This window comes from Roseateles sp. (assembly GCF_036404855.1).
In the GTDB taxonomy this organism is placed as follows: domain Bacteria; phylum Pseudomonadota; class Gammaproteobacteria; order Burkholderiales; family Burkholderiaceae_C; genus Pelomonas.
This window is the reverse complement of the sequence record NZ_DASWYS010000129.1, coordinates 1-17705: the sequence shown is the minus strand read 5'-3', so window position 1 is coordinate 17705 and position 17705 is coordinate 1. Positions and strand designations below refer to the sequence as shown.

The following is a 17705-nucleotide window of genomic DNA, read 5'->3' as shown; positions in this document are numbered from 1 at the left end:
CAGGGCGGCCGGCGCGGGTGCCGTGCCCGTGGCGGCGAAATCGTGCTCGCCGCCCAGGCCTTCGATCAGTGCCGGGATGAGGCGGCCCAGCTCGCCAGTGGCCAGCGCCAGGTCGGCGTCGAAGGCCTCGTCGCCGCTGGTCTCGGGGCGGCCCTCGAAGGCCAGGTCCAGGAAGCTGATCTTCTTGATTGCGAATCCCTCGGTCAGCGTGAAGGCGACGCGCTCATTCCAGCTGAGCGCCAGGCGCGTGGGCATCTTGCCGCTGGTCAGGTGAGCGCGGACCTCGTCGATGTCGAGGGCGTGGCGGGCGTAGCGCACGACGGGCTTCTGCTCGTCGCTGCCCTTGAGCTCGCACTCGCGCTCGATGTTGAAGCCCTCGGGCGTCACGCCGTCCATCAGCCAGGCGGCCATGCAGGCCGCTGGGCTCTCGGCCGTTTGCACCAGCTGCAGGGACAGGCCCGCACTCGCCTGGATCAGCAGCGTGATGACTTCGTCCGCACGGCTGCTGGAGCCGGCGTCGACGAACAGCAGGCGCTGTTCGGGGGCGATCCACACCTGCGTGGCCGAGGTCTTGGTGAAGGCCCGGGGCAGCAGCTCGTGCGTGGCCTGTTCCTTCAGGTCCTTCTTGGCCTTCTTGCCGGGCTTGCGGCCGGTGGTGGCCTCGATGTGCTCGGCCAGTTCCTCGATGCGCTCCTGCACGACCGACGAAGGCAGCAGGCGCTGTTCGCGTTTGAGCTTGATGAGCCAGTGCCCATCGACGACTTCGACGAGGGGCGCATGCTCGATGCCGCGTGGCGGGGTCCAGCCCACGGCGAGGGGCTGGGTGGGGGCGCAGGCGAGGAAGGGCTCCTTGGCGAGCTGTTCGGCGAGCAGCTTGGCATCGGCCGTCCAACCTTCGCCGATGCGGTAGGTGATCAGGTTCTTGAACATGGGCTCTGGAGAAACGAGAAGCCCGCCAGCGGCGGGCTTCGGAAACGGTGGCTGGATTGTCTCAGGCCTCGGCCATGATCTGCCGCAGCGCCTTTTCGAACACTTCGACCGGCTGGCCGCCCTGGATCAGGTGGCGCTCGTTCACGATGATGGCCGGCACGCTGCTGATGCCCTGGGCCTGCACCTGCCGTTCTGCCGCCTGCACCTCGGCGGCGTAGCGGTCGCTGGCCAGCAGCTCGCGCGCCTCGGCCTCGGGCAGGCCGGCCGCAGTGGCCAGCTCCAGCAGCACGGCGGGGTCGGACACGTTGCGTCCGTCAGTGAAGTAGGCCTTCAGCAGCGCCAGCTTCAGGGTGCGCTGCACGCCACCGCCGATCTCGTCGGCCCAGTGCAGCAGGCGATGGGCGTCGCGCGTGTTGTAGATGCGGCTGCGCGCTTCCATGCTGAAAGTGAAGCCCAGCGCCGCGCCGCGCTCGCGAATGGCCTGGCGTGAGCCGGCCAACTGAGCCGGGCTGGCGCCGTACTTCTGCGCCAGGTGTTCCTCGATGTCCTGGCCCTCAGGTCCCATGCCGGGGTTGAGCTCGAAGGGGTGGAAGTGCAGCTCCAGCGCCAGGCCCGGGATGCGCGCCGCGGCGGCCTCCAGCGAATACAGGCCGATGGCACACCAGGGGCAGACGACGTCGGAGATGAAATCGATACGCATGGGGGGATTGTCCGCGCTCGCGCCAAGGCCCCGGCGCGGCATGCCCATGCCGTCTGCGGGTACAAGCTGGGACTGAATGGAGATGCGTGAATGACCGATGCCGCCTACATCCCGCCCGAGGTCTGGACCTGGAACCGAGCCAACGGAGGCCAGTTCGCCAACATCAACCGCCCGGTCGCCGGGCCGACGCACGACAAGTCGCTGCCCGTGGGCCGCCATCCGCTGCAGCTCTATTCGCTGGGCACACCCAACGGCGTCAAGGTCACCGTGATGCTGGAGGAGCTGCTGGCCCAGGGCCACGCGGGTGCCGAGTACGACGCCTGGCTGATCCGCATCAACGAGGGCGAGCAGTTCGGCAGCGGCTTCGTTGCGGCCAACCCCAACTCCAAGATTCCAGCCCTGGTGGATCGCAGCGGCGTGGCGCCGGTGCGGGTGTTCGAATCGGGCGCCATCCTCGTCTACCTGTCCGAGAAGTTCGGCGGCGCCTTCCTGCCTGAGGCGGGCGCGACACGCGCCGAGGCCCTGAGCTGGCTGTTCTGGCAGATGGGCAGCGCGCCCTTCCTGGGCGGCGGTTTCGGGCATTTCTACGCCTACGCACCCACCAAGCAGGAATACCCCATCGACCGCTACGCGATGGAAGTCAAGCGCCAGCTCGACGTGCTGGATCGCCGGCTGGCCGAAGTGCGCTACCTGGCCGGTGAGCAGTACACCATCGCCGACATGGCCGCCTGGCCCTGGTACGGGGCGCTGGCCAAGGGCCAGCTCTACGGTGCGGGCGAGTTCCTGTCGGTCCACGAGTACGCCCACGTCATCCGTTGGGCCGATGAGATCGCCCAGCGCCCGGCCGTGAAGCGTGGGCGCAAGGTCAACCGGACATGGGGCGAGCCGAGCAGCCAGCTGCACGAGCGCCACGATGCCAGCGACTTCGAGACAAAGACGCAGGACAAGGTGACCACGCCATGATGACGCTCTACGACTGTGCCACCGCACCCAGCCCCCGCCGTGCACGCATCCTGCTGGCCGAGAAGGGCGTGTCGCACGAGACGGTGCAGGTGGATCTGCGCAGCGGTGAACAGCTAGGCGAGGCCTTCCGGCGCGTCAACCCGCAATGCACGGTGCCGGCGCTGGTGACCGACGAGGGGGCCGTGCTGACCGACAACGCGGCCATCGCCGCCTATGTGGAGGCGCGCTTTCCCGAGCCGCCGCTGTTGGGCCGCACGGCACTGGACAAGGCCGAGATCGCGAGCTGGCAATGGCGGGTGGAGTTCGAGGGCCTGCTGCCGGTGGCGGATGCCTTGCGCAACAGCAGCCCGGCCATGGTCAACCGGGCGCTGCCCGGGCCGGTGGACTTCGCGCAGATCCCCGAGCTGGCGCACCGCGGGCTGGTGCGGGTGCATGCCTTTCTCGCGCTGCTGAACGAGCGCCTGGCCGATCGCGAGTTCATCGCGGCCGGACAGTTCAGCATTGCCGACATCACGGCCGTGGTCGTCGTGGACTTCGCGCGGGTGGTGAAGATCCGGGCCGGGGACGAGCACCCGCATCTGTTGCGCTGGCGCTCTGCCATGCAGGCACGAGGCACGATGGGCTGAACAAGCCGGCAGCTGCCTCAAAATCCCGGCCATGCCGTTCTTCGTCTACGTCAAGATTCCGTTGCTTCCGGGGCAGGCTGAAGGCCTGCCGGCACTGCACGAGGACATCGAGCGCGTGCTCAGCACCGATGCGAGGGGCTCGCTCATCAGCTGGGGCAGTTCGCTGTCGGACACGCCCGATGGCCGAGGCGTCGGGGCGGTCAGCCACCACCGGCTGGACATCGAGGTCGTCGACCAGGCCGGGGGACTGGCGCTGCTGGAAGACGCGCTGGCGCGCCTCGCCGCTCCGGACGGCACCGAGCTGCATTACACCCAGGGCGGCCAGGCCTTGCAGAAGGTCTATACCGGGGCCCGCTGGGCCGCGCCGACGCCCAGCACGGCGACCAGCCGCCACGGACGCGGCTCGCGTCGATGAACGGGACTCAGCCCAGCTTGCGGTCGCTGGGGCGCGCCAGGTAGAACCATTCCGTCCCCGGCAGCGACTTGGTACTCGGGAACACGATGCGGCCTTCGCCCGGCGCCAGCACGGCTTCGCCGCTGGCACGCGTGCCGATGCGCTGGCCCCTCTCGATGGCATCGAAGCTGGCCCAGTCGCGCTCGAACGTGTCGCCCATGTCTTCGCGATCGATGACGTCATAGAGCTGCAGCAACTCGGGCGGCTGCGCGGGGCGGTGGGGTTCGATGACGCTCTCGTCCAACATGCCCAGGAAGACCAGCGCCCGCAGGATGGCTACCCGCGCTACCTCGGGGCCGTTGGGGTCCAGGTGCTGGCCGCACTCCAGCGTGATGGCCCAGCCGCCGGTGGAGCGCATGTACTCGGTGGTGCCGACGCCGTAGTGCGGGTCGGAGATCAGCGTGGCGCGGCGCGAGCCGTCGTGGGCACGTTGCTGGCGGCGCTCCAGCCCCAGTGCATAGGTCGACAGCCAGCCCTCGACGATGCGGTTCACGCCCAGGCGCGCGGCGAGCGCCGACTCGGTGGCCTCCTGCGAGAAGGGCTCCAGGTCGCTCTGGTTGTTGCGAGGGCCGATCATCGCGAAGGCCGGACCGTTGCCCTGGAAGCTGTGCAGGTCGAGCAGGCCGTCGTGCTGGGCGAGGAGCGGGCACAGCACGCGGGCGATGCGGTCCTCGAAGTCGTGCACCACGGCCGGCGGGCGCAGGTTGCGGTTCAGGTTGCGGTCGCCCTCGCGGCGGTTCAGCTGGTGAGCCAGCGGGTTGACGATGGGCACGAGGGTCAGCGTGCCGCGCAGCAAGGTCAGCTCGCCGGCGTCGAGCTGGCGGATGATCTCCGTCATCGCCTGGGTGCCGTGGATCTCGTTGCCATGCACGGCGCCCGTCACGAGAAAGCGCGGGCCCGGTTGCAGGCCGGCGAACTGGTGGACGCGGATGTGGGTCGGTTGGGTCATGGCTTGAGCAGGGCTGAGGTCAGGGCCTGGTCGGCGGGATGCACGCGGCACGGCAGGTCGGACATCAGCTGACCGGCGCGGCATTCGACAAGGCGGTAGAGGGTGGCGAAGGCGAAGTCGGGCGGCGCCTCACCGGCGCCCAGCACCAGCTCGCCGCCACGGCGCACGCTGTCGGCGAGGAAGGCCGGCAGACGCAGGTGGTAGGGATTGCGCTCGATTTCACCCGTGTGGCGTTCCAGCGCGGTGATGAGGCGGGCAGTGTCTGCGACGCTGGACTGCACGAGGGCGTTGGGCCTGGCCTGCGTGGACCAGAACTCGGTCAATGCCAGTACGGTGTCGCTGGATGCGGCGGCGAGTGCGTCGACGACCAGCCGGTACACGCCGCGATGGCTGGGGTTGTCGTCGAGCTCGTGTGGGGCGAGCACGAGGGCGGGGCGGTGCTCGCTCAGCAGCGCAGCGATGGCGGCGACGTGGCCGGCCCACAGCGCCGGATTGCGTTCGGCGGTGTCGGGGCGAACGTCGGACAGGCCTTCGGTGCCGACGTCAATGCAGTCGAAGCCCAGCACGCCGCAGGCGTCGAGCAGTTCGGCCCGGCGCGCTTCGCGGCGCTCCGTGCTGCTGCCCAGCGTGACGGCGACGTTGCTGACGCGCCAGCCAGCCTCCTGCTGCAACCGCAGCGGCAGCGCGCCGACGATGCATTCGTCGTCGGGATGGGGCGCGAAGATCAGGCAGTGGCCGGGGCGCGGCTCGGCGCCAGGCACGGCGTGGCGGTCGGGCGGGCTGCCCAGCAGGGTGGCGAATCGTTCGAGGTGCTCGCGCCAGCGCGCGAGATCGGCTTGCAGGGAGGACATGCCGTCATCCTACCGAGACGTGGATTTCGCGGGCCATGTCGCGAGCAGCACACCCAATAAGGCCAGGCCATAGGCCAGCGCCTGCGCGGCCGACATCGATTCGCCCAGCAGCAGACCGACCAGCGCCGTGCTGATGGGCAGGAAGACCATGAAGACGCCTGCCTTGGCCGCTGGCAAGCCCTGCAGGCCCGCCATCCACAGCCACACGGTGAAGACGCTGGCGGTGGCGGCGTAGTAGGCCAGCAGGCCCCAGTCCAGCGGGCGGGGGGCGCCGAAGTCGAAGCTCAGGCCTTGCCAGATCGCCAGCGGCGCGACCAGCACCAGGCCCCAGAGGTTGATCAGCGCGCTGATGCGCTTGGGCGCCAGCCCGGCGGTCAGTTTCTTGCCGATGACGACGTAGCAGCCCTCGCAGAACACGGCGGCCAGCAGCAGCAGCGCGCCCAGCGGCGTGGTCTCGGCCCCACCGTGCCTGCCGGTGGCGACCAGCGCGATGCCGCCCACCGCACAGGCAATGCCGGCCAGCACGCGGCGGCTGAGCTGCTCGCGCAGGAAGGCCCAGCTCAACAGCGCCACGGCCGCGGGGATGCCGGCCATGATGACGCCTGCCACGACGGCCGAGCTCTGCCGAAGGCCGAACAGCATGCAGATGGAGAACAGGAAGTTGCCGAGGAAAGACTCGAGGAAAAGCAGCCCGCGCGAACGGGCATCCAGCGGCGCCTCATGCACCGGCTTCTTCAGCCAGGGCAGCATCAGCACGGCCGCCAAGCCGAAGCGCATTCCGGCGAGCAGGAAGACGGGGAAGGCCGCCACCAGCAGCTTGGACAGGCCCACGTAGCTGCCGACCAGGCTGGTGCTGGCCGTCAGCAGCGCGTAGGCGCGCCAGGGAACGGGATGCATCTCGGCCGTCAGGGCAGCGTGCCGTCGATGCTCAGCGCGATGAACTGCGTGAACTGGGCCGGATTGAAATTGTTGTCCGACGCCAGGATCAGTGTGCGCTTGCCCTCGAACAGGGGACCGAAGGTGACGCCCTCGATGTTGTCCAACGCGAGCACGCTGCCGTCGTCATTCTTCAGCGAGGACAGGTCCAGCAGCATGGTGCGCTTCACCGGCACCACGTCGCGGCCCTTGATGCTGGTCCAGCCGGACACGTCCGTCGCGCCGCGGGTGTCGATCAGGAAGAGCTTGATCGTGTTGCTGGTCGGCTGCTTGGTCAGCGCCGCGATGCCGGGCGTGATGGCGCCGACCGCATAGGCGCGCTCGATGACGATGAACTCATGCGACGACAGCGCCAGCATGTCCGGCACGCCGTTGGTGGCGAAGTCGCCCGGCCGCGCCGGGGGGAAGGGCACCGGACCGACCTCGTAGACGTACTCGGCGGCGGCCTTGCCGCTGTCGAGGTCGAAGGACAGCATGCGCGCGCGGCTGCCGCGGCCCACGGCGGTGGGCAGGCTGTCCTGCGCCAGGCCGTTCTCGCTCATGGTCCACAGCGTCTTGCCGTCGGGCGTGATTGCGATGCTCTCGAAAGCCAGGTTGTTGTAGACGCCCATGTCGCCGGCGGCGAGGCCGCCGGCGCTGCCGCTGGGCATGTAGTAGCCGGGCACCGGGAATTCGCCGGCCGGTTTGCCGTCCACCGTCATGCGGCGCACGGTGGGATTCTGGAAACCCGCGGAGCTGCGCTGGCCCTCGTTGCTCCAGTAGATGAGGTTGCGCCGGCTGTCCAGACGCAAGCTCTCGGGGTCGACCTTGTTGCGGCCGAACGGCTGGCCGTCGAGGTCCAGCATCGTGGTCATGTTGACCCAGCTGACGCCTGCATCGCCCGGACTGGCGCTGCGGTGGAACTTGGACAGGTCCAGGGCCAGCTCGTAAAAGCGTGCCGGGCCGCGGTCACTGCGGTCGTCACTGATGGCCAAGTAGCGGCCGGTGGCGGGCACGTAGTCGATGCTGGACAGGCCGCCCACCGGCAGGCCGCGGAAGCTCGCGCTGGTCGGTACGATCTGCTGGCCGATGTAGTGCAGGGTCTGTGCGTGCGCGGACCCTGCCAGCAGCAGGGCGAGAAGCCATTTCATGTCGGGGGAACTCCAGGGGCGGCCGCGGCGGGGAACTGCCGCCGCCATCGGCGGCGCGGATTATGCGGCGCGGCGCAGGGCGGCCCTGAGCGTATCGATGATGCGTTCGATGTGGCTGCTCTCGATGATGAGCGGCGGCGAGAGGGCGATGGTGTCGCCCGTCGTGCGGATCAGCAGGCCCTTGTCCCAGCAGTCCAGGAAGATGTTGAAGGCGCGCTTGGCCGGCTCGCCGGGCAGGGGCTTGAGCTCGATGCCGCCCACCAAACCGATGTTTCGCACGTCGATGACGTTGGGTTCATCGCGCAGGGAGTGCAGGGCTTTGGCGAACTCGGCTTCCATGCGGGCGGCCCGGGTCAGCAGGTCGTCGTCGGCATAGGTGTCCAGCGTTGCGATGCCGGCCGCGCAGGCCAGCGGGTGGGCCGAGTAGGTGTAGCCGTGGAAGAACTCGATCAGGTGCTCGGGCCCCGTCATGAAGGCGTCGTGGATCTTCTGCTGGGCGAAGACTGCGCCCATGGGCACGCAGCCGTTGGTGATGCCCTTGGCCACCGTCATCAGGTCCGGCGTCACGCCGAAGGTCTGCGCGGCGAAGGGCTGGCCGGTGCGGCCGAAGCCGGTGATGACCTCGTCGAAGATCAGCAGGATGCCGTGCTTGTCGCAGATCTCGCGCAGCCGTTGCAGATAGCCCTGGGGCGGCAGCAGCACGCCGGTGGAGCCCGCCACGGGCTCGACGATGACGGCGGCGATCGTGCTGGCGTCGTGCAGCGCGACCAGGCGCTCCAGGTCATCGGCGAACTCGGCGCCATGCTGGGGCACGCCGACGGAGAACGCATTGCGCGCCGGGTCGTGGGTGTGGCGGATGTGGTCCACGCCGGCCAGCAGGCTGCCGAACATCTTGCGGTTGGCGACCATGCCGCCCACGGAGATCCCGCCGAAGTTGACGCCGTGGTAGCCGCGCTCGCGGCCGATCAGGCGAGTACGCGCGCCTTCCCCGCGCACGCGGTGGTAGGCAATGGCCATCTTCAGCGCTGTCTCGACGGATTCGGAGCCGGAGTTGGTGAAGAAGATGCGGTTCAGACCCTGCGGCGTGATCTGTGCCAGGCGTTCGGCCAGCTCGAAGGCCTTGGGATGGCCCATCTGGAAGGGTGGCGCGAAGTCCAGCTCTGCGGCCTGGTCCTGAATGGCCTGGACGATCCTGGGGCGGTTGTGGCCCGCGTTCACGCACCACAGGCCGGCGATGCCGTCCAGCACCTCGCGCCCCTTGTCGTCGCGGAAGTACATGCCGTCGGCCCCCGTGAGCAGGCGCGGGGCCTGCTTGAACTGCCGGTTGGCGGTGAAGGGCATCCAGTAGGCGTCAAGCCTGGAAACGTCTGCGCTCATGGCGGGCTCCGATGAAGGACATCGGAGTCTAGAGGCGATTTTGACGGGGTTGTCAGAATTTGGCGCTTTCTCAGGGTTCCTCTCAGGGTGCCGGCGAGCGGCATGAGCTGCACGAGCAGGATGCAGGCCAGCATCAGGCCGCACCCGAGCAGCCCTGCGGTGTCGAGGCGTTCGCCCAGCAGCAGGTAGCCGAAGGCAGCGGCGAACAGCGTCTCGGAGGACAGGATGATGGCCGCATCAGCCGCGTGGGCGTAGCGCTGCGCGACGACCTGGGCCGTGAAGGCGACGCCGACCGACAGCACGCCGGTGTAGAGGATGGGCCACGCCGCAGCCTGGATGCCGGCCCAGCGTACCGGTTCCATGACGAAGGCCGCGGCGAGGGACAGCAGGCCGCAGACGATGAACTGGCCGCAGGCGACGAGAAAGGGCGCCCCCATGCGGTCGGCCCAGCGGCCCACCATCAGCACATGCAGGGCCCATGGAATGGCAGAGCCCAGCACCCAGAGGTCGCCCAGGCCGATGTTCAGCTCGTGCGCACCGGACAGCAAGAAGGCGCCGATCAGGCAGCCCGCCGCCGCCGGCCAGACCGACCAGTGCGCGATGTGTCGCAGCAGCAGCCAGGCCAGCACGGGCACCAGCGGCACGTAGACGGCGGTCAGGAAGCCGGCGTTGGTCACGCTGGTGAACTGGATGCCGATCTGCTGCATGACGGCGCCCAGCGTCATCAGCCCGCCCAGGGCGGCGATGTGCGAGCCGTCCGGGCGCGTCAGCGGCCGGCCCTCGCGGGCGAGGCGGCGCCACTCCAGCACGGCCAGCGGCAGCACGACGGCCGCGCCGATCAGGAAGCGCACGCCGGTGAAGATCAGCGGCCCGACGTCGGCCATGCCCTTGTTCTGTGCGACGAAGGCGGAACCCCAGATCAGCGCGACGAGGGTGAGGAGGAGGTTGGCCTGAAGGCGGGTCATGGGTGGGCAAGGGCGGCCAGTTCCGCCTCGTCGAAGCCGGCGGCGCGGCGGGCCTCGAGGTTGAAGGGCGCGCGCAGCTTGGGGGCCTGGTGACGCGCGGCAAGCTCGGCATAGGTTGCGATGGGATCCAGCCCGCGCTGCTCGCACAGGAAGCGGTACCAGCGATTGCCTGCGGCCACATGGCCGATCTCGTCACTCAGGATGACGTCGAGGATCTGGCCGGCGCGGTGGTCACCGGCGCCGACGAGCTTGCGTTTGACGGCGGGCGAAGCGTCCAGACCGCGCGCCTCCAGCGTGCGCGGCACCAGGGCGATGCGGGCGAGTAGGTCGTGCTTCGTGCGCTCGGCCATGTCCCACAGCGCGTTGTGGGCGTCGAAGGCGCCGTAGTCGAAGCCCAGCGTCAGCAGGTGCTCGCGCAGCAGCGCGAAGTGCTTGGCCTCCTCCCGGGCGATGCGCAGCCAGTCGCGGTAGAAGGCCTCGGGCATGCCGGGAAAGCGCCAGCAGATGTCCAGGGCCAGGTCGATGGCATTCAGCTCGATGTGGGCGATGGCATGCACCAGGGCCGCGATGCCGGCCGGTGTGCGCATGGACGGCGGTTTGAGCGTGACGTGTGCCACCAGCCGGGGGTGCGCGGGGCGCCCCGGGATGCCGGCGGGCTCGGCGAGGACGGCGGTGGGGTCCACCGGCAGCCCGGTGTCCAGGGCCAGCGTGGCCGCCGCCTTGGCGGGCGCGTCGGCGATCAGCAAAGGGGCAAGCGTGGCCAGGCGGAGTTCGGACATCCGCGCAATTTTAGAATTGCCGGTTTTGACGGGAGGGCCGCGATGGCGATCTACCAGCTCGACGAGCACATCCCCGACGTGGCTGAGACGGCCTGGGTGGCCGACAGCGCCGAGGTCATTGGCCGCGTGACGTTGGCCGAGGATGTCAGCATCTGGTTCAACGCGGTGCTGCGCGGCGACAGCGATACGCTGACCGTCGGCGCCGGGAGCAACGTCCAGGACGGTTCGGTCCTGCATGCCGACCATGGGTTCCCGCTCGTCATCGGTCAGAACGTGACCGTGGGACACAAGGTCATGCTGCACGGTTGCACGGTCGGTGACGAAAGCCTCATCGGCATCGGGGCCGTGGTCTTGAATGGTGCCCGCATCGGCCGCAACTGCGTCGTCGGCGCCGGCGCGCTGGTGACCGAGGGCAAGGAATTCCCCGACGGCACGCTGATCGTCGGCGCGCCCGCCAAGGTCGCGCGCGAGCTGACCGAGGCGCAGATCGCCGGGCTGAAGGCCAGCGCGGCCCACTACGTCAACAACGGTCGCCGTTACGCGGCCGGCCTGAAGAAGATTCGATGAGCGAACTCCACAAATTCTTGTTCGATGGCCTGCCAGTGCGCGGCATGCTGGTGCGGCTGACCGACGCCTGGCGCGAGGTGCTGGCGCGGCGCGAGCCGGGCCAGGAGTACCCGCCCGAGCTGCGCGACCTGCTGGGCCAGATGAGCGCGGCGGCCGTGCTGATGCAGGCCAACATCAAGTTCAACGGCGCGCTGGTGCTGCAGGTCTTCGGCGACGGGCCGGTCAAGCTGGCGGTGGCCGAGGTGCAGCCCGACCTGTCTTTCCGCGCCACGGCCAAGTGCATCGGCCCCGTCGAGCCGGGCGCGACCCTGGAAGCCATGGTCAACGTGCGCGGGCAGGGCCGTTGCGCGATCACGCTGGACCCCAAGGACAAGCTGCCCGGCCAGCAGCCCTACCAAGGCGTCGTGCCGTTGCATGGCGACCAGCGCGAGCCGCTGCAGAAGGTCAGCGAGGTGCTGGAGCACTACATGCTTCAGTCCGAGCAGCTCGACACCCGGCTCGTGCTGGCCGCCAACGGCGACATGGCCGCGGGCCTGCTGATCCAGCGCCTGCCGGTTGAGGGCGAGGGCAACCTGGAGGGCAAGCGCAACGAGGACGACATCGGCCTGTCCGACGCCTTCAATCGCATCGCCATCCTCGCCGGCACGCTGACCGCCGATGAGCTGCTGACGCTGGACGCCGACACCGTGCTGCGCCGCCTGTTCTGGGAGGAGTCGGTGACCCGCTTCGAGCCGCATCAGCCGCGCTTTGCCTGCACCTGCTCGCGCGAGCGCGTCGGCCAGATGCTGCGCGGCCTGGGCCGGGAGGAGGTGGACGGCGTGCTGGCGGAGCGCGGCGATGTCGAGATCGGCTGCGACTTCTGCGGCCGCCACTACCGCTTCGATGCGGTGGACGTGGGCGCGCTGTTCACGCCGCCGGGCCATCAGCCCGAGGGCGGCAGTGCAACGACGCTGCAGTAGCCGGGACGCAACGCCGCCTCATGCCTTCTGAGGATGAGGTTGAGCCTAGTGATTGACGCCGTGCCGCCCTCCTGAGACTTTTGCCCATCGGCCCCCGTTGGCAAGGGCCGGGAGGCGTCTGTGGCGGACTCCAAGGGCGGATTCGGCAGTGTCCCGTGGGCGAGCGCGGCGGTGCTGGTGGCCTTCGTGGCCAGCACCCAGCTCGTGCCCCATGCCTTCGAGCCGCTGCGACCGGCCGAGAGGGCGCGGGCACAGGCGCCGCTGGATCCCGACCTGGACGTCAATGCCCGCCTCTGGGAAGACCCCTTCACGGCGCTCCGCCGCTACGAGGTCGAGCGCGCCGAGCGCTGTGAACGGGTGCGCAAGCAGACCTCGCAGACGCTGGACATCGACTGCCGCGACCGCGTCGCCGAGGTGCGCGACCCGCAGCGCATGCTGGCCAAGCTGGACCGCGACCACGACCAGCGCCTGGACGACACCCTCATCGTCATGGGCCTGCTCCCGGGGGCGGATTTCGTCGGCGCCGAGGAGGCCCGGCGGAGGCTGCGTTACGCGGCGTTGGCCGGGCTGCTGGCGCAGGACTACGTGCCGGACAACGCCGAGCGACTGAGCCTGCTGGAGTTCAGCCTGCTGGAGGCCCTGCCCGCAGCCGACGCGGCATCTGCGGTGCACAAGGCGGAAGACCCTGACAGGCAAGCCCGCGCGGCGCGCGCCAAGGACAGCTATGTGGTGCCATACGAACTGCTGTCGGCACGCGCCGAGCATCGCCGCAAGCCCGATGGCGACGGCGACGGCAAGGCCGACAAGCCGCGCCGCTACAGCCAGATCGCGCTGCTGTGGGTGGACGAGAACTCGCTGCCCAACCGCAAGCTGGACGCGCTGGCGCGGCTGACCCAGCAGTTGATGGGCCGGGCGTCGCGGGCCGCTGCGGCGCCTGGTGGCGTCGACGGCCAGCGTTTGCCCAACCTGGCTGTGATCGGGCCGTCATCCACGGACACGCTGCGCGCCGCGTTGATGGACCTGCGCTGCGCGGCCGACCGCAAACACGCTGCCCTGGCGGCGCTGAGCCCTGCGGCGAGCGCGGCCGCGGCCCGCTGCAGTTCGGGGGTGGCGGGCCCGGCGGGCGGCCTGCCGCCCGACCTGCAGGAGGGCTATGAGCTGCTGGCGCGCGCCGAGTTCTACAACTCGGCGTCGACCGCGCCCAACAGCATGATCAGCGAGCTCAGCGACCAGAAGCTGGAGTCCTTCGTCACCGACCAGTTCAACCGCATCACCGGCGTGAACCCGGCCAGGCCGGTGCAGATGGTGCGCACCATCGGCACGGATGCCGAACTCATCAAGCGCCTCGTCGGCGAGCTGGGGTTGCGCCTGCCGCACGATGGACGACGCATCATCATCGTTGCCGAGCGCGACTCGCTCTACGCGCAGTCGCTGGTCAGCGAGTTGCGCTACCGCCTGCCCGATGGCCAGGGTCAGAGCCAGCCGTTCAGGATCGAGGTCATCTACTTCTTCCGAGGCATCGACGGCGTGACGACGCGCGAGAGCACCGGGGCCGCGACGGCCAGTCCGCCGCTCAAGAGCGCGCCGCCGGAATGGCCGGAGAGCCGCGACCAACTCGACTACCTGCGTCGCCTGGCGGGCGAGCTCAAGCGCAGCGAGGCCGACGCGAGTCGCCTGCCCATCGGCGCCATCGGCATCTTTGCCAACGACGTGCACGACAAGTTGCTGGTGCTGCAGGCCCTGCACGAGGACTTCTCCGACCGCATGTTCTTCACGACGGACATGGACGCGCGCTATCTGCATCCGCGCACCCAGGCCTTCACGCGCAACCTGGTCGTCGCCAGCAGCCTGCCGCTGTCCTTCTATCCGCCGCCAGCGGGGGGCGCGTCCGCCGTCGATCTGCAGGCCGGCACGCCGCCGCTGCGCGACATCTACCAGACCAGCACCTATATCGCCGCTCGTCGGGCCGGCTGCCGCAGCGAGGGCTGCAAGCGCGACGAGAGGCAGGCGCTGGAGCCGGCCTTGCAGAAGCCCTCGGTCTACGAGGTGGGCCGCTCCAGCGCCGTGCCGTTGTCGGGCTATGCGCTGGAGGCACGCCCGACGCCACCTGCCAGCGGCCGCAACGGCCTGGCGTTGCTGATGGTCGTCGTCATGGGCGGCGTGCTGCTGGCGTGGCCGTCGACACCGGCGATACGCCAGGCGCGTCGCGTTTTCCTGCGTGAGCCGACGCTGGACAATCAGCCGCAGATGGACATGACGGCCATCGTCCTCGTGGCCTTGCACGCCGGGCTGTTCGCCTACGTGCTCGCCAGCCTGATCGAGTTCCTGCTGCCCAGCCAGCTCGGCTTCGTGCATGCGCTGCTGTTGGCCAGCCTGGCCTCCTTCGGGGCCCTGCTGGCCGTCTTGCCGGCCCTGCTGCAGGCGCGGCGCGAGCAGCCGCCGCCGCCGGACCAGCCCGCCGGCGTCGACCGCCTGCACCTCGTCATCGTGCTGCTGGTGGTGGCCGTCTGGATCTGGCTGGCCTGGCCCACTGGCGGCTGGGGGCGCCGCCTCGTCTGCGACAGCTGCGAGCCGGTGGCCTGGCTGGAGGGCGTCAGCGCCTGGCCTTCGCACCTCATCCACCTGCTCGCGTTGTTTGCCATCCTGTGGACGCTGGACTGGGCCTGGGCCGACACGCTGAGCCAGCAGCGGCACGACTCGGACTGGTTGCGCCTGCCGCTGCCCGTGGCCAGGCCCGTCGTGCGCAGCGACCTTCGCCAGTTGGCGCGGGGCTGGTTCGAGCATGTCAGCGTGCTGTTCTGGCGGCCCGGCGTGGGCTACAGCTGCGACTTCGACCAGCTCTGGCAGGAGTACGGCGAACGCGGCGAGGCGCGCCCGCGCGCGGCGCGCACGCTGGTCTGGTACGTCCTCACGATCTGCTGCGTGGGCCTGCTGTTCATGTGCCTGTCCGAGGGGCAGATTCCCGAGGTGCCGGTGCGTGGCGACGAGCACCGGCAGATGGTGACCGCCACGCTCTACGCGATCTTGCTGCTGCTGCCGCTGCTCGTCGTCGCAGTGGCGGACTCGACGGTGCTGCTGGTGCGCTTCGTCCGTCATCTGAATGCCGGCCGCAGCTTCTACCCCGAGGCCACCATCGAGATGTTCGCGAAGGCGCTGGGCGAGGAACAGAAGGCACTGTGGGCGCAGCGCTTCAGCGCGCTGCCCGAAGATCGAAGCAAGGACGGCGGGGGCTTCGCCGTGCACACGCTACTCGACGACTGGATCGACGTGCAGGTCGTGGCCCGTCGTAGCGCGCCGGTGGCACGGCTGGTCATCGGTCCCTTCGTCGTGCTGGCGCTGCTGGTGGTCGCGCGCAGCCGGCTGTTCGACAACTGGTCGCTGACGCCGGCCATCGCCGTCGGCGTGTGCTTTTACGTTGCCGTGCTGATCGGCCTGACGCTGCTGCTCAAGCGCTCCGCAGAGACGACGCGCCGCCGCGCCATCGCCTCCATGCAGGCCGACTTGCGCTGGCTGGCGGGCAGCGGCAAGCCGCTGTCCGACTTGGTGGAGCCGTTCAAGCGACTGATCGCGTCGGTGGAAGGGGAACAGCGGGGCGCCTTCGCGTCATTCTTTGACCAGCCGCTGCTGAAGGCCATGCTCGTGCCACTGGGCGGCGCCGGCGGCACACAGCTGTTCGACTATTTGCTGCTGGGACGCTGAAGCGCCGAGATGGCAGCGGTCAGGCGGGCGTCGTTGCCGCCGGCGATGTCCACCCAGCCCAGGCCATGCCCCTCCAGGGTGTCGCGCAGCCGTGCGTCAAAGGCCGCCCGCACGCTGGGGCCATCGCGCAGGAAGCCATCGGCCTCCCAGGGCAGGTCGGGCGCGCAGAGCAGCGTCAGGCCGCAGCGACGCTGGAAGGCGAGGGCGCCGGCCGTCAGCGAGGTGTCGCCGAAGTAGTGTTCGCTGCACAGGGCCGTGATCAGGGGCGTGGTGTCACAGATCACCAGGTCGTGCGCGCGCGAGGCGGCCTCGATGCGCGCCGCCTGCTCAGCGGCGATCGCGGCCTGCTCGTGCCGCTGCGGGGTGCGGCCATGCAGGGCGCACCATTCACGAAGGTATTCGGTCACGAGGCCGGCCTTGAAGTGCGCGGCAAGCGCCTCGGCCAGCGTGGACTTGCCGGTGCATTCGGCACCGAGCAGCGCGACGAGACCTGCGCTCATGCCCGCCGCCAGGCGCGCCAGCCGATGATGCTCATGGGAATGAAGCCGGCGTAGAGGATGACCGTCAGCCAGTAGCCCTTGAGCCCGAACAGCACGACGCTGACGGCGTTGACGACGATCCAGGTCGGCCAGTTCTCCTCGTACTTGCGCGCCAGCAGCCATTGGCCCAGCAGGCTGGCGACCGTGGGGAAGGCGTCCCAGTAGGGTAGGGGGCTGTCGGTGGCTTTGGCGAGGAAGAGGCCCAGCAGCGGCCAGGCGGCCAGCGTCAGCAGCGCGGGCCTGGCAAGGCCCTGCAGGCCGAGGCGACGCACGGTCAGCACCTCGCCCTCGCGGGTGCGGCCGAAGCGCCATTGCCACCAGCCCCAGATCGCCAGCGCAGCGAACACCAGCTGCAGCGCGGCCTCGCCGTAGAGCCGGCCGTCCCAGAAGAGGGCGAAGTACATCAGCGAGCTGATCAGGGCGAGCGGCCAGGCCAGGAGGTGGACGCGCATGTTGCAGACCACCATCCAGACGGCCAGCACGAAGGCGACGAGTTCCAGCCAGGAGATCGGGCTGCCGAAGGCGGTGAAGGCCGGCGCCAGCAGCGCCGCCCACGCATGGGCCAGCATCAGCGCGAGCCGGCCGAAGACGCCGGCTGCGCGACGGGGACGAAGATCTCGTCGGACTTGATCATGCCCAGCTCGAAACGGGCCTTCTCTTCCACCATCTCCAGGCCTTCACGCAGGTCGCGAAGTTCCGCCTGGAGCTGCGCATTGCGGGCGCGGGCCTGGTCGTTGTCGGCCTGCTCCGCGGCCACCTCCTCCCGGAGGTGGGCTACATAGGGAATGCTGCCCCGGCCCACCCAGAGCTGGGCTTGGATGGCGATCAGAAAGAGCGCCAGGACCAGGGCGAGCACTTTCAATGCTTAACGCAGGTTGTAGAAGGCGGCACGGCCCGGGTAGACGGCGACGTCGCCCAGGTCTTCCTCGATGCGCAGCAACTGGTTGTACTTGGCCATGCGGTCCGAGCGCGACAGCGAACCCGTCTTGATCTGGCCGGCGTTCAGGCCAACGGCGATGTCGGAGATGGTGCTGTCCTCGGTCTCGCCGGAGCGGTGCGAGACGACGGCGGTGTAGCCGGCGCGCTTGGCCATCTCGATGGCGGCGAAGGTCTCGGTCAGGGTGCCGATCTGGTTGATCTTGATCAGGATGGAGTTGGCGATGCCCTTCTCGATGCCTTCCTGCAGGATCTTGGTGTTGGTGACGAACAGGTCGTCGCCGACGATCTGCAAGTTCTTGCCCAGGCGGTCCGTCAGGATCTTCCAGCCGTCCCAGTCGCCTT

18 protein-coding genes and 1 pseudogene are annotated in these 17705 nt (G+C 69.4%); 6 read left to right on the top strand and 13 right to left on the bottom strand.

What is annotated here, in order from left to right:
* Positions 1–930, bottom strand: a 930-nt coding sequence (locus VGF12_RS08840; RefSeq protein WP_331175669.1) for a recombination-associated protein RdgC, incomplete at its 3' end; no start/stop codon positions are given.
* Positions 931–991: 61 nt separating this feature from the next.
* A complete protein-coding gene (locus VGF12_RS08835; RefSeq protein WP_331175668.1) occupies positions 992–1630 on the bottom strand; it encodes a DsbA family oxidoreductase in 639 nt (212 codons plus the stop codon).
* A 90-nt stretch (positions 1631–1720) separates the two neighbouring features.
* Here VGF12_RS08835 and yghU point away from each other — a divergent pair, with 90 nt between their 5' ends.
* The 3 genes from yghU to VGF12_RS08820 are packed head-to-tail and all read left to right on the top strand — an operon-like array spanning position 1721 to position 3634.
* Positions 1721–2593: a glutathione-dependent disulfide-bond oxidoreductase gene (gene yghU, locus VGF12_RS08830; RefSeq protein ID WP_331175667.1), complete on the top strand. Its 873-nt coding sequence runs from the start codon at positions 1721–1723 to the stop codon at positions 2591–2593.
* On the top strand, positions 2590–3219 hold the full coding sequence (locus tag VGF12_RS08825) for a glutathione S-transferase family protein (RefSeq protein ID WP_331175666.1): 630 nt from the start codon (positions 2590–2592) through the stop codon (positions 3217–3219). Before yghU ends, VGF12_RS08825 begins: the two co-directional genes overlap by 4 nt.
* A gap of 31 nt (positions 3220–3250) precedes the next feature.
* Positions 3251–3634, top strand: coding sequence for a hypothetical protein (locus VGF12_RS08820; protein WP_331175665.1), 384 nt, complete (start codon positions 3251–3253; stop codon positions 3632–3634).
* A 7-nt stretch (positions 3635–3641) separates the two neighbouring features.
* Here VGF12_RS08820 and VGF12_RS08815 read toward each other — a convergent pair whose 3' ends face one another.
* Genes VGF12_RS08815 through VGF12_RS08785 form a run of 7 tightly spaced genes read right to left on the bottom strand, consistent with a single transcriptional unit; the run spans position 3642 to position 10660 of the window.
* Entirely contained in the window at positions 3642–4622 is a 981-nt protein-coding gene (locus VGF12_RS08815; protein WP_331175664.1) for a succinylglutamate desuccinylase/aspartoacylase family protein, read from the bottom strand.
* The gene (locus tag VGF12_RS08810) at positions 4619–5473 is read right to left on the bottom strand and encodes a PIG-L family deacetylase (RefSeq protein WP_331175663.1); all 855 of its coding nucleotides are present in this window, start codon (positions 5471–5473) and stop codon (positions 4619–4621) included. Before VGF12_RS08810 ends, VGF12_RS08815 begins: the two co-directional genes overlap by 4 nt.
* Positions 5474–5482: 9 nt before the next feature.
* Positions 5483–6370 carry a DMT family transporter gene (locus tag VGF12_RS08805; RefSeq protein ID WP_331175662.1) on the bottom strand — a complete coding sequence of 296 codons (888 nt, stop codon included), beginning with the start codon at positions 6368–6370 and terminating at the stop codon, positions 5483–5485.
* Between the two features lie 8 nt (positions 6371–6378).
* On the bottom strand, positions 6379–7539 hold the full coding sequence (locus tag VGF12_RS08800) for an esterase-like activity of phytase family protein (protein ID WP_331175661.1): 1161 nt from the start codon (positions 7537–7539) through the stop codon (positions 6379–6381).
* Positions 7540–7599: 60 nt separating this feature from the next.
* Positions 7600–8916, bottom strand: coding sequence for an aspartate aminotransferase family protein (locus tag VGF12_RS08795; protein WP_331175660.1), 1317 nt, complete (start codon positions 8914–8916; stop codon positions 7600–7602).
* A complete protein-coding gene (locus VGF12_RS08790; protein WP_331175659.1) occupies positions 8913–9881 on the bottom strand; it encodes a DMT family transporter in 969 nt (322 codons plus the stop codon). The genes VGF12_RS08795 and VGF12_RS08790 overlap by 4 nt, the downstream gene beginning before the upstream one ends.
* On the bottom strand, positions 9878–10660 hold the full coding sequence (locus VGF12_RS08785; RefSeq protein ID WP_331175658.1) for a ferritin-like domain-containing protein: 783 nt from the start codon (positions 10658–10660) through the stop codon (positions 9878–9880). The genes VGF12_RS08790 and VGF12_RS08785 overlap by 4 nt, the downstream gene beginning before the upstream one ends.
* Before the next feature lie 42 nt (positions 10661–10702).
* Here VGF12_RS08785 and VGF12_RS08780 point away from each other — a divergent pair, with 42 nt between their 5' ends.
* The 3 genes from VGF12_RS08780 to VGF12_RS08770 all read left to right on the top strand — a co-directional run bounded on the left by VGF12_RS08780 (position 10703) and on the right by VGF12_RS08770 (position 15885).
* Entirely contained in the window at positions 10703–11227 is a 525-nt protein-coding gene (locus VGF12_RS08780) for a gamma carbonic anhydrase family protein (RefSeq protein ID WP_331175657.1), read from the top strand.
* On the top strand, positions 11224–12186 hold the full coding sequence (locus tag VGF12_RS08775; protein ID WP_331175656.1) for an Hsp33 family molecular chaperone HslO: 963 nt from the start codon (positions 11224–11226) through the stop codon (positions 12184–12186). Before VGF12_RS08780 ends, VGF12_RS08775 begins: the two co-directional genes overlap by 4 nt.
* Before the next feature lie 120 nt (positions 12187–12306).
* Positions 12307–15885 carry a hypothetical protein gene (locus VGF12_RS08770; RefSeq protein WP_331175655.1) on the top strand — a complete coding sequence of 1193 codons (3579 nt, stop codon included), beginning with the start codon at positions 12307–12309 and terminating at the stop codon, positions 15883–15885.
* On the opposite strand, the gene VGF12_RS08765 is transcribed toward VGF12_RS08770, so the two are convergent.
* The 4 genes and pseudogenes from VGF12_RS08765 to eno form a co-directional block, all read right to left on the bottom strand.
* Positions 15864–16385: an ATP-binding protein gene (locus VGF12_RS08765; protein ID WP_331175654.1), complete on the bottom strand. Its 522-nt coding sequence runs from the start codon at positions 16383–16385 to the stop codon at positions 15864–15866. The genes VGF12_RS08770 and VGF12_RS08765 overlap by 22 nt on opposite strands.
* Positions 16382–16993, bottom strand: a complete 612-nt coding sequence (gene pnuC / locus VGF12_RS08760) for a nicotinamide riboside transporter PnuC (RefSeq protein WP_331175653.1) — start codon at positions 16991–16993, stop codon at positions 16382–16384. Before pnuC ends, VGF12_RS08765 begins: the two co-directional genes overlap by 4 nt.
* Positions 16993–17286, bottom strand: a complete 294-nt coding sequence (locus VGF12_RS08755) for a septum formation initiator family protein (protein WP_331175652.1) — start codon at positions 17284–17286, stop codon at positions 16993–16995. Before VGF12_RS08755 ends, pnuC begins: the two co-directional genes overlap by 1 nt.
* A 3-nt stretch (positions 17287–17289) precedes the next feature.
* Positions 17290–17705: pseudogene (gene eno / locus VGF12_RS08750) on the bottom strand (phosphopyruvate hydratase); the annotation flags it as partial.

Excerpts from the sequence above, each read along its gene's own strand:
- VGF12_RS08835 (WP_331175668.1), bottom strand. The coding sequence starts at position 1,630 with ATGCGTATCGATTTCATCTCCGACGTCGTCTGCCCCTGGTGTGCCATC.
- yghU (WP_331175667.1), top strand. The coding sequence starts at position 1,721 with ATGACCGATGCCGCCTACATCCCGCCCGAGGTCTGGACCTGGAACCGA.
- VGF12_RS08825 (WP_331175666.1), top strand. The coding sequence starts at position 2,590 with ATGATGACGCTCTACGACTGTGCCACCGCACCCAGCCCCCGCCGTGCA.
- VGF12_RS08820 (WP_331175665.1), top strand. The coding sequence starts at position 3,251 with ATGCCGTTCTTCGTCTACGTCAAGATTCCGTTGCTTCCGGGGCAGGCT.
- VGF12_RS08815 (WP_331175664.1), bottom strand. The coding sequence starts at position 4,622 with ATGACCCAACCGACCCACATCCGCGTCCACCAGTTCGCCGGCCTGCAA.
- VGF12_RS08810 (WP_331175663.1), bottom strand. The coding sequence starts at position 5,473 with ATGTCCTCCCTGCAAGCCGATCTCGCGCGCTGGCGCGAGCACCTCGAA.
- VGF12_RS08805 (WP_331175662.1), bottom strand. The coding sequence starts at position 6,370 with ATGCATCCCGTTCCCTGGCGCGCCTACGCGCTGCTGACGGCCAGCACC.
- VGF12_RS08800 (WP_331175661.1), bottom strand. The coding sequence starts at position 7,539 with ATGAAATGGCTTCTCGCCCTGCTGCTGGCAGGGTCCGCGCACGCACAG.
- VGF12_RS08795 (WP_331175660.1), bottom strand. The coding sequence starts at position 8,916 with ATGAGCGCAGACGTTTCCAGGCTTGACGCCTACTGGATGCCCTTCACC.
- VGF12_RS08790 (WP_331175659.1), bottom strand. The coding sequence starts at position 9,881 with ATGACCCGCCTTCAGGCCAACCTCCTCCTCACCCTCGTCGCGCTGATC.
- VGF12_RS08785 (WP_331175658.1), bottom strand. The coding sequence starts at position 10,660 with ATGTCCGAACTCCGCCTGGCCACGCTTGCCCCTTTGCTGATCGCCGAC.
- VGF12_RS08780 (WP_331175657.1), top strand. The coding sequence starts at position 10,703 with ATGGCGATCTACCAGCTCGACGAGCACATCCCCGACGTGGCTGAGACG.
- VGF12_RS08775 (WP_331175656.1), top strand. The coding sequence starts at position 11,224 with ATGAGCGAACTCCACAAATTCTTGTTCGATGGCCTGCCAGTGCGCGGC.
- VGF12_RS08765 (WP_331175654.1), bottom strand. The coding sequence starts at position 16,385 with ATGAGCGCAGGTCTCGTCGCGCTGCTCGGTGCCGAATGCACCGGCAAG.
- pnuC (WP_331175653.1), bottom strand. The coding sequence starts at position 16,993 with ATGCTGGCCCATGCGTGGGCGGCGCTGCTGGCGCCGGCCTTCACCGCC.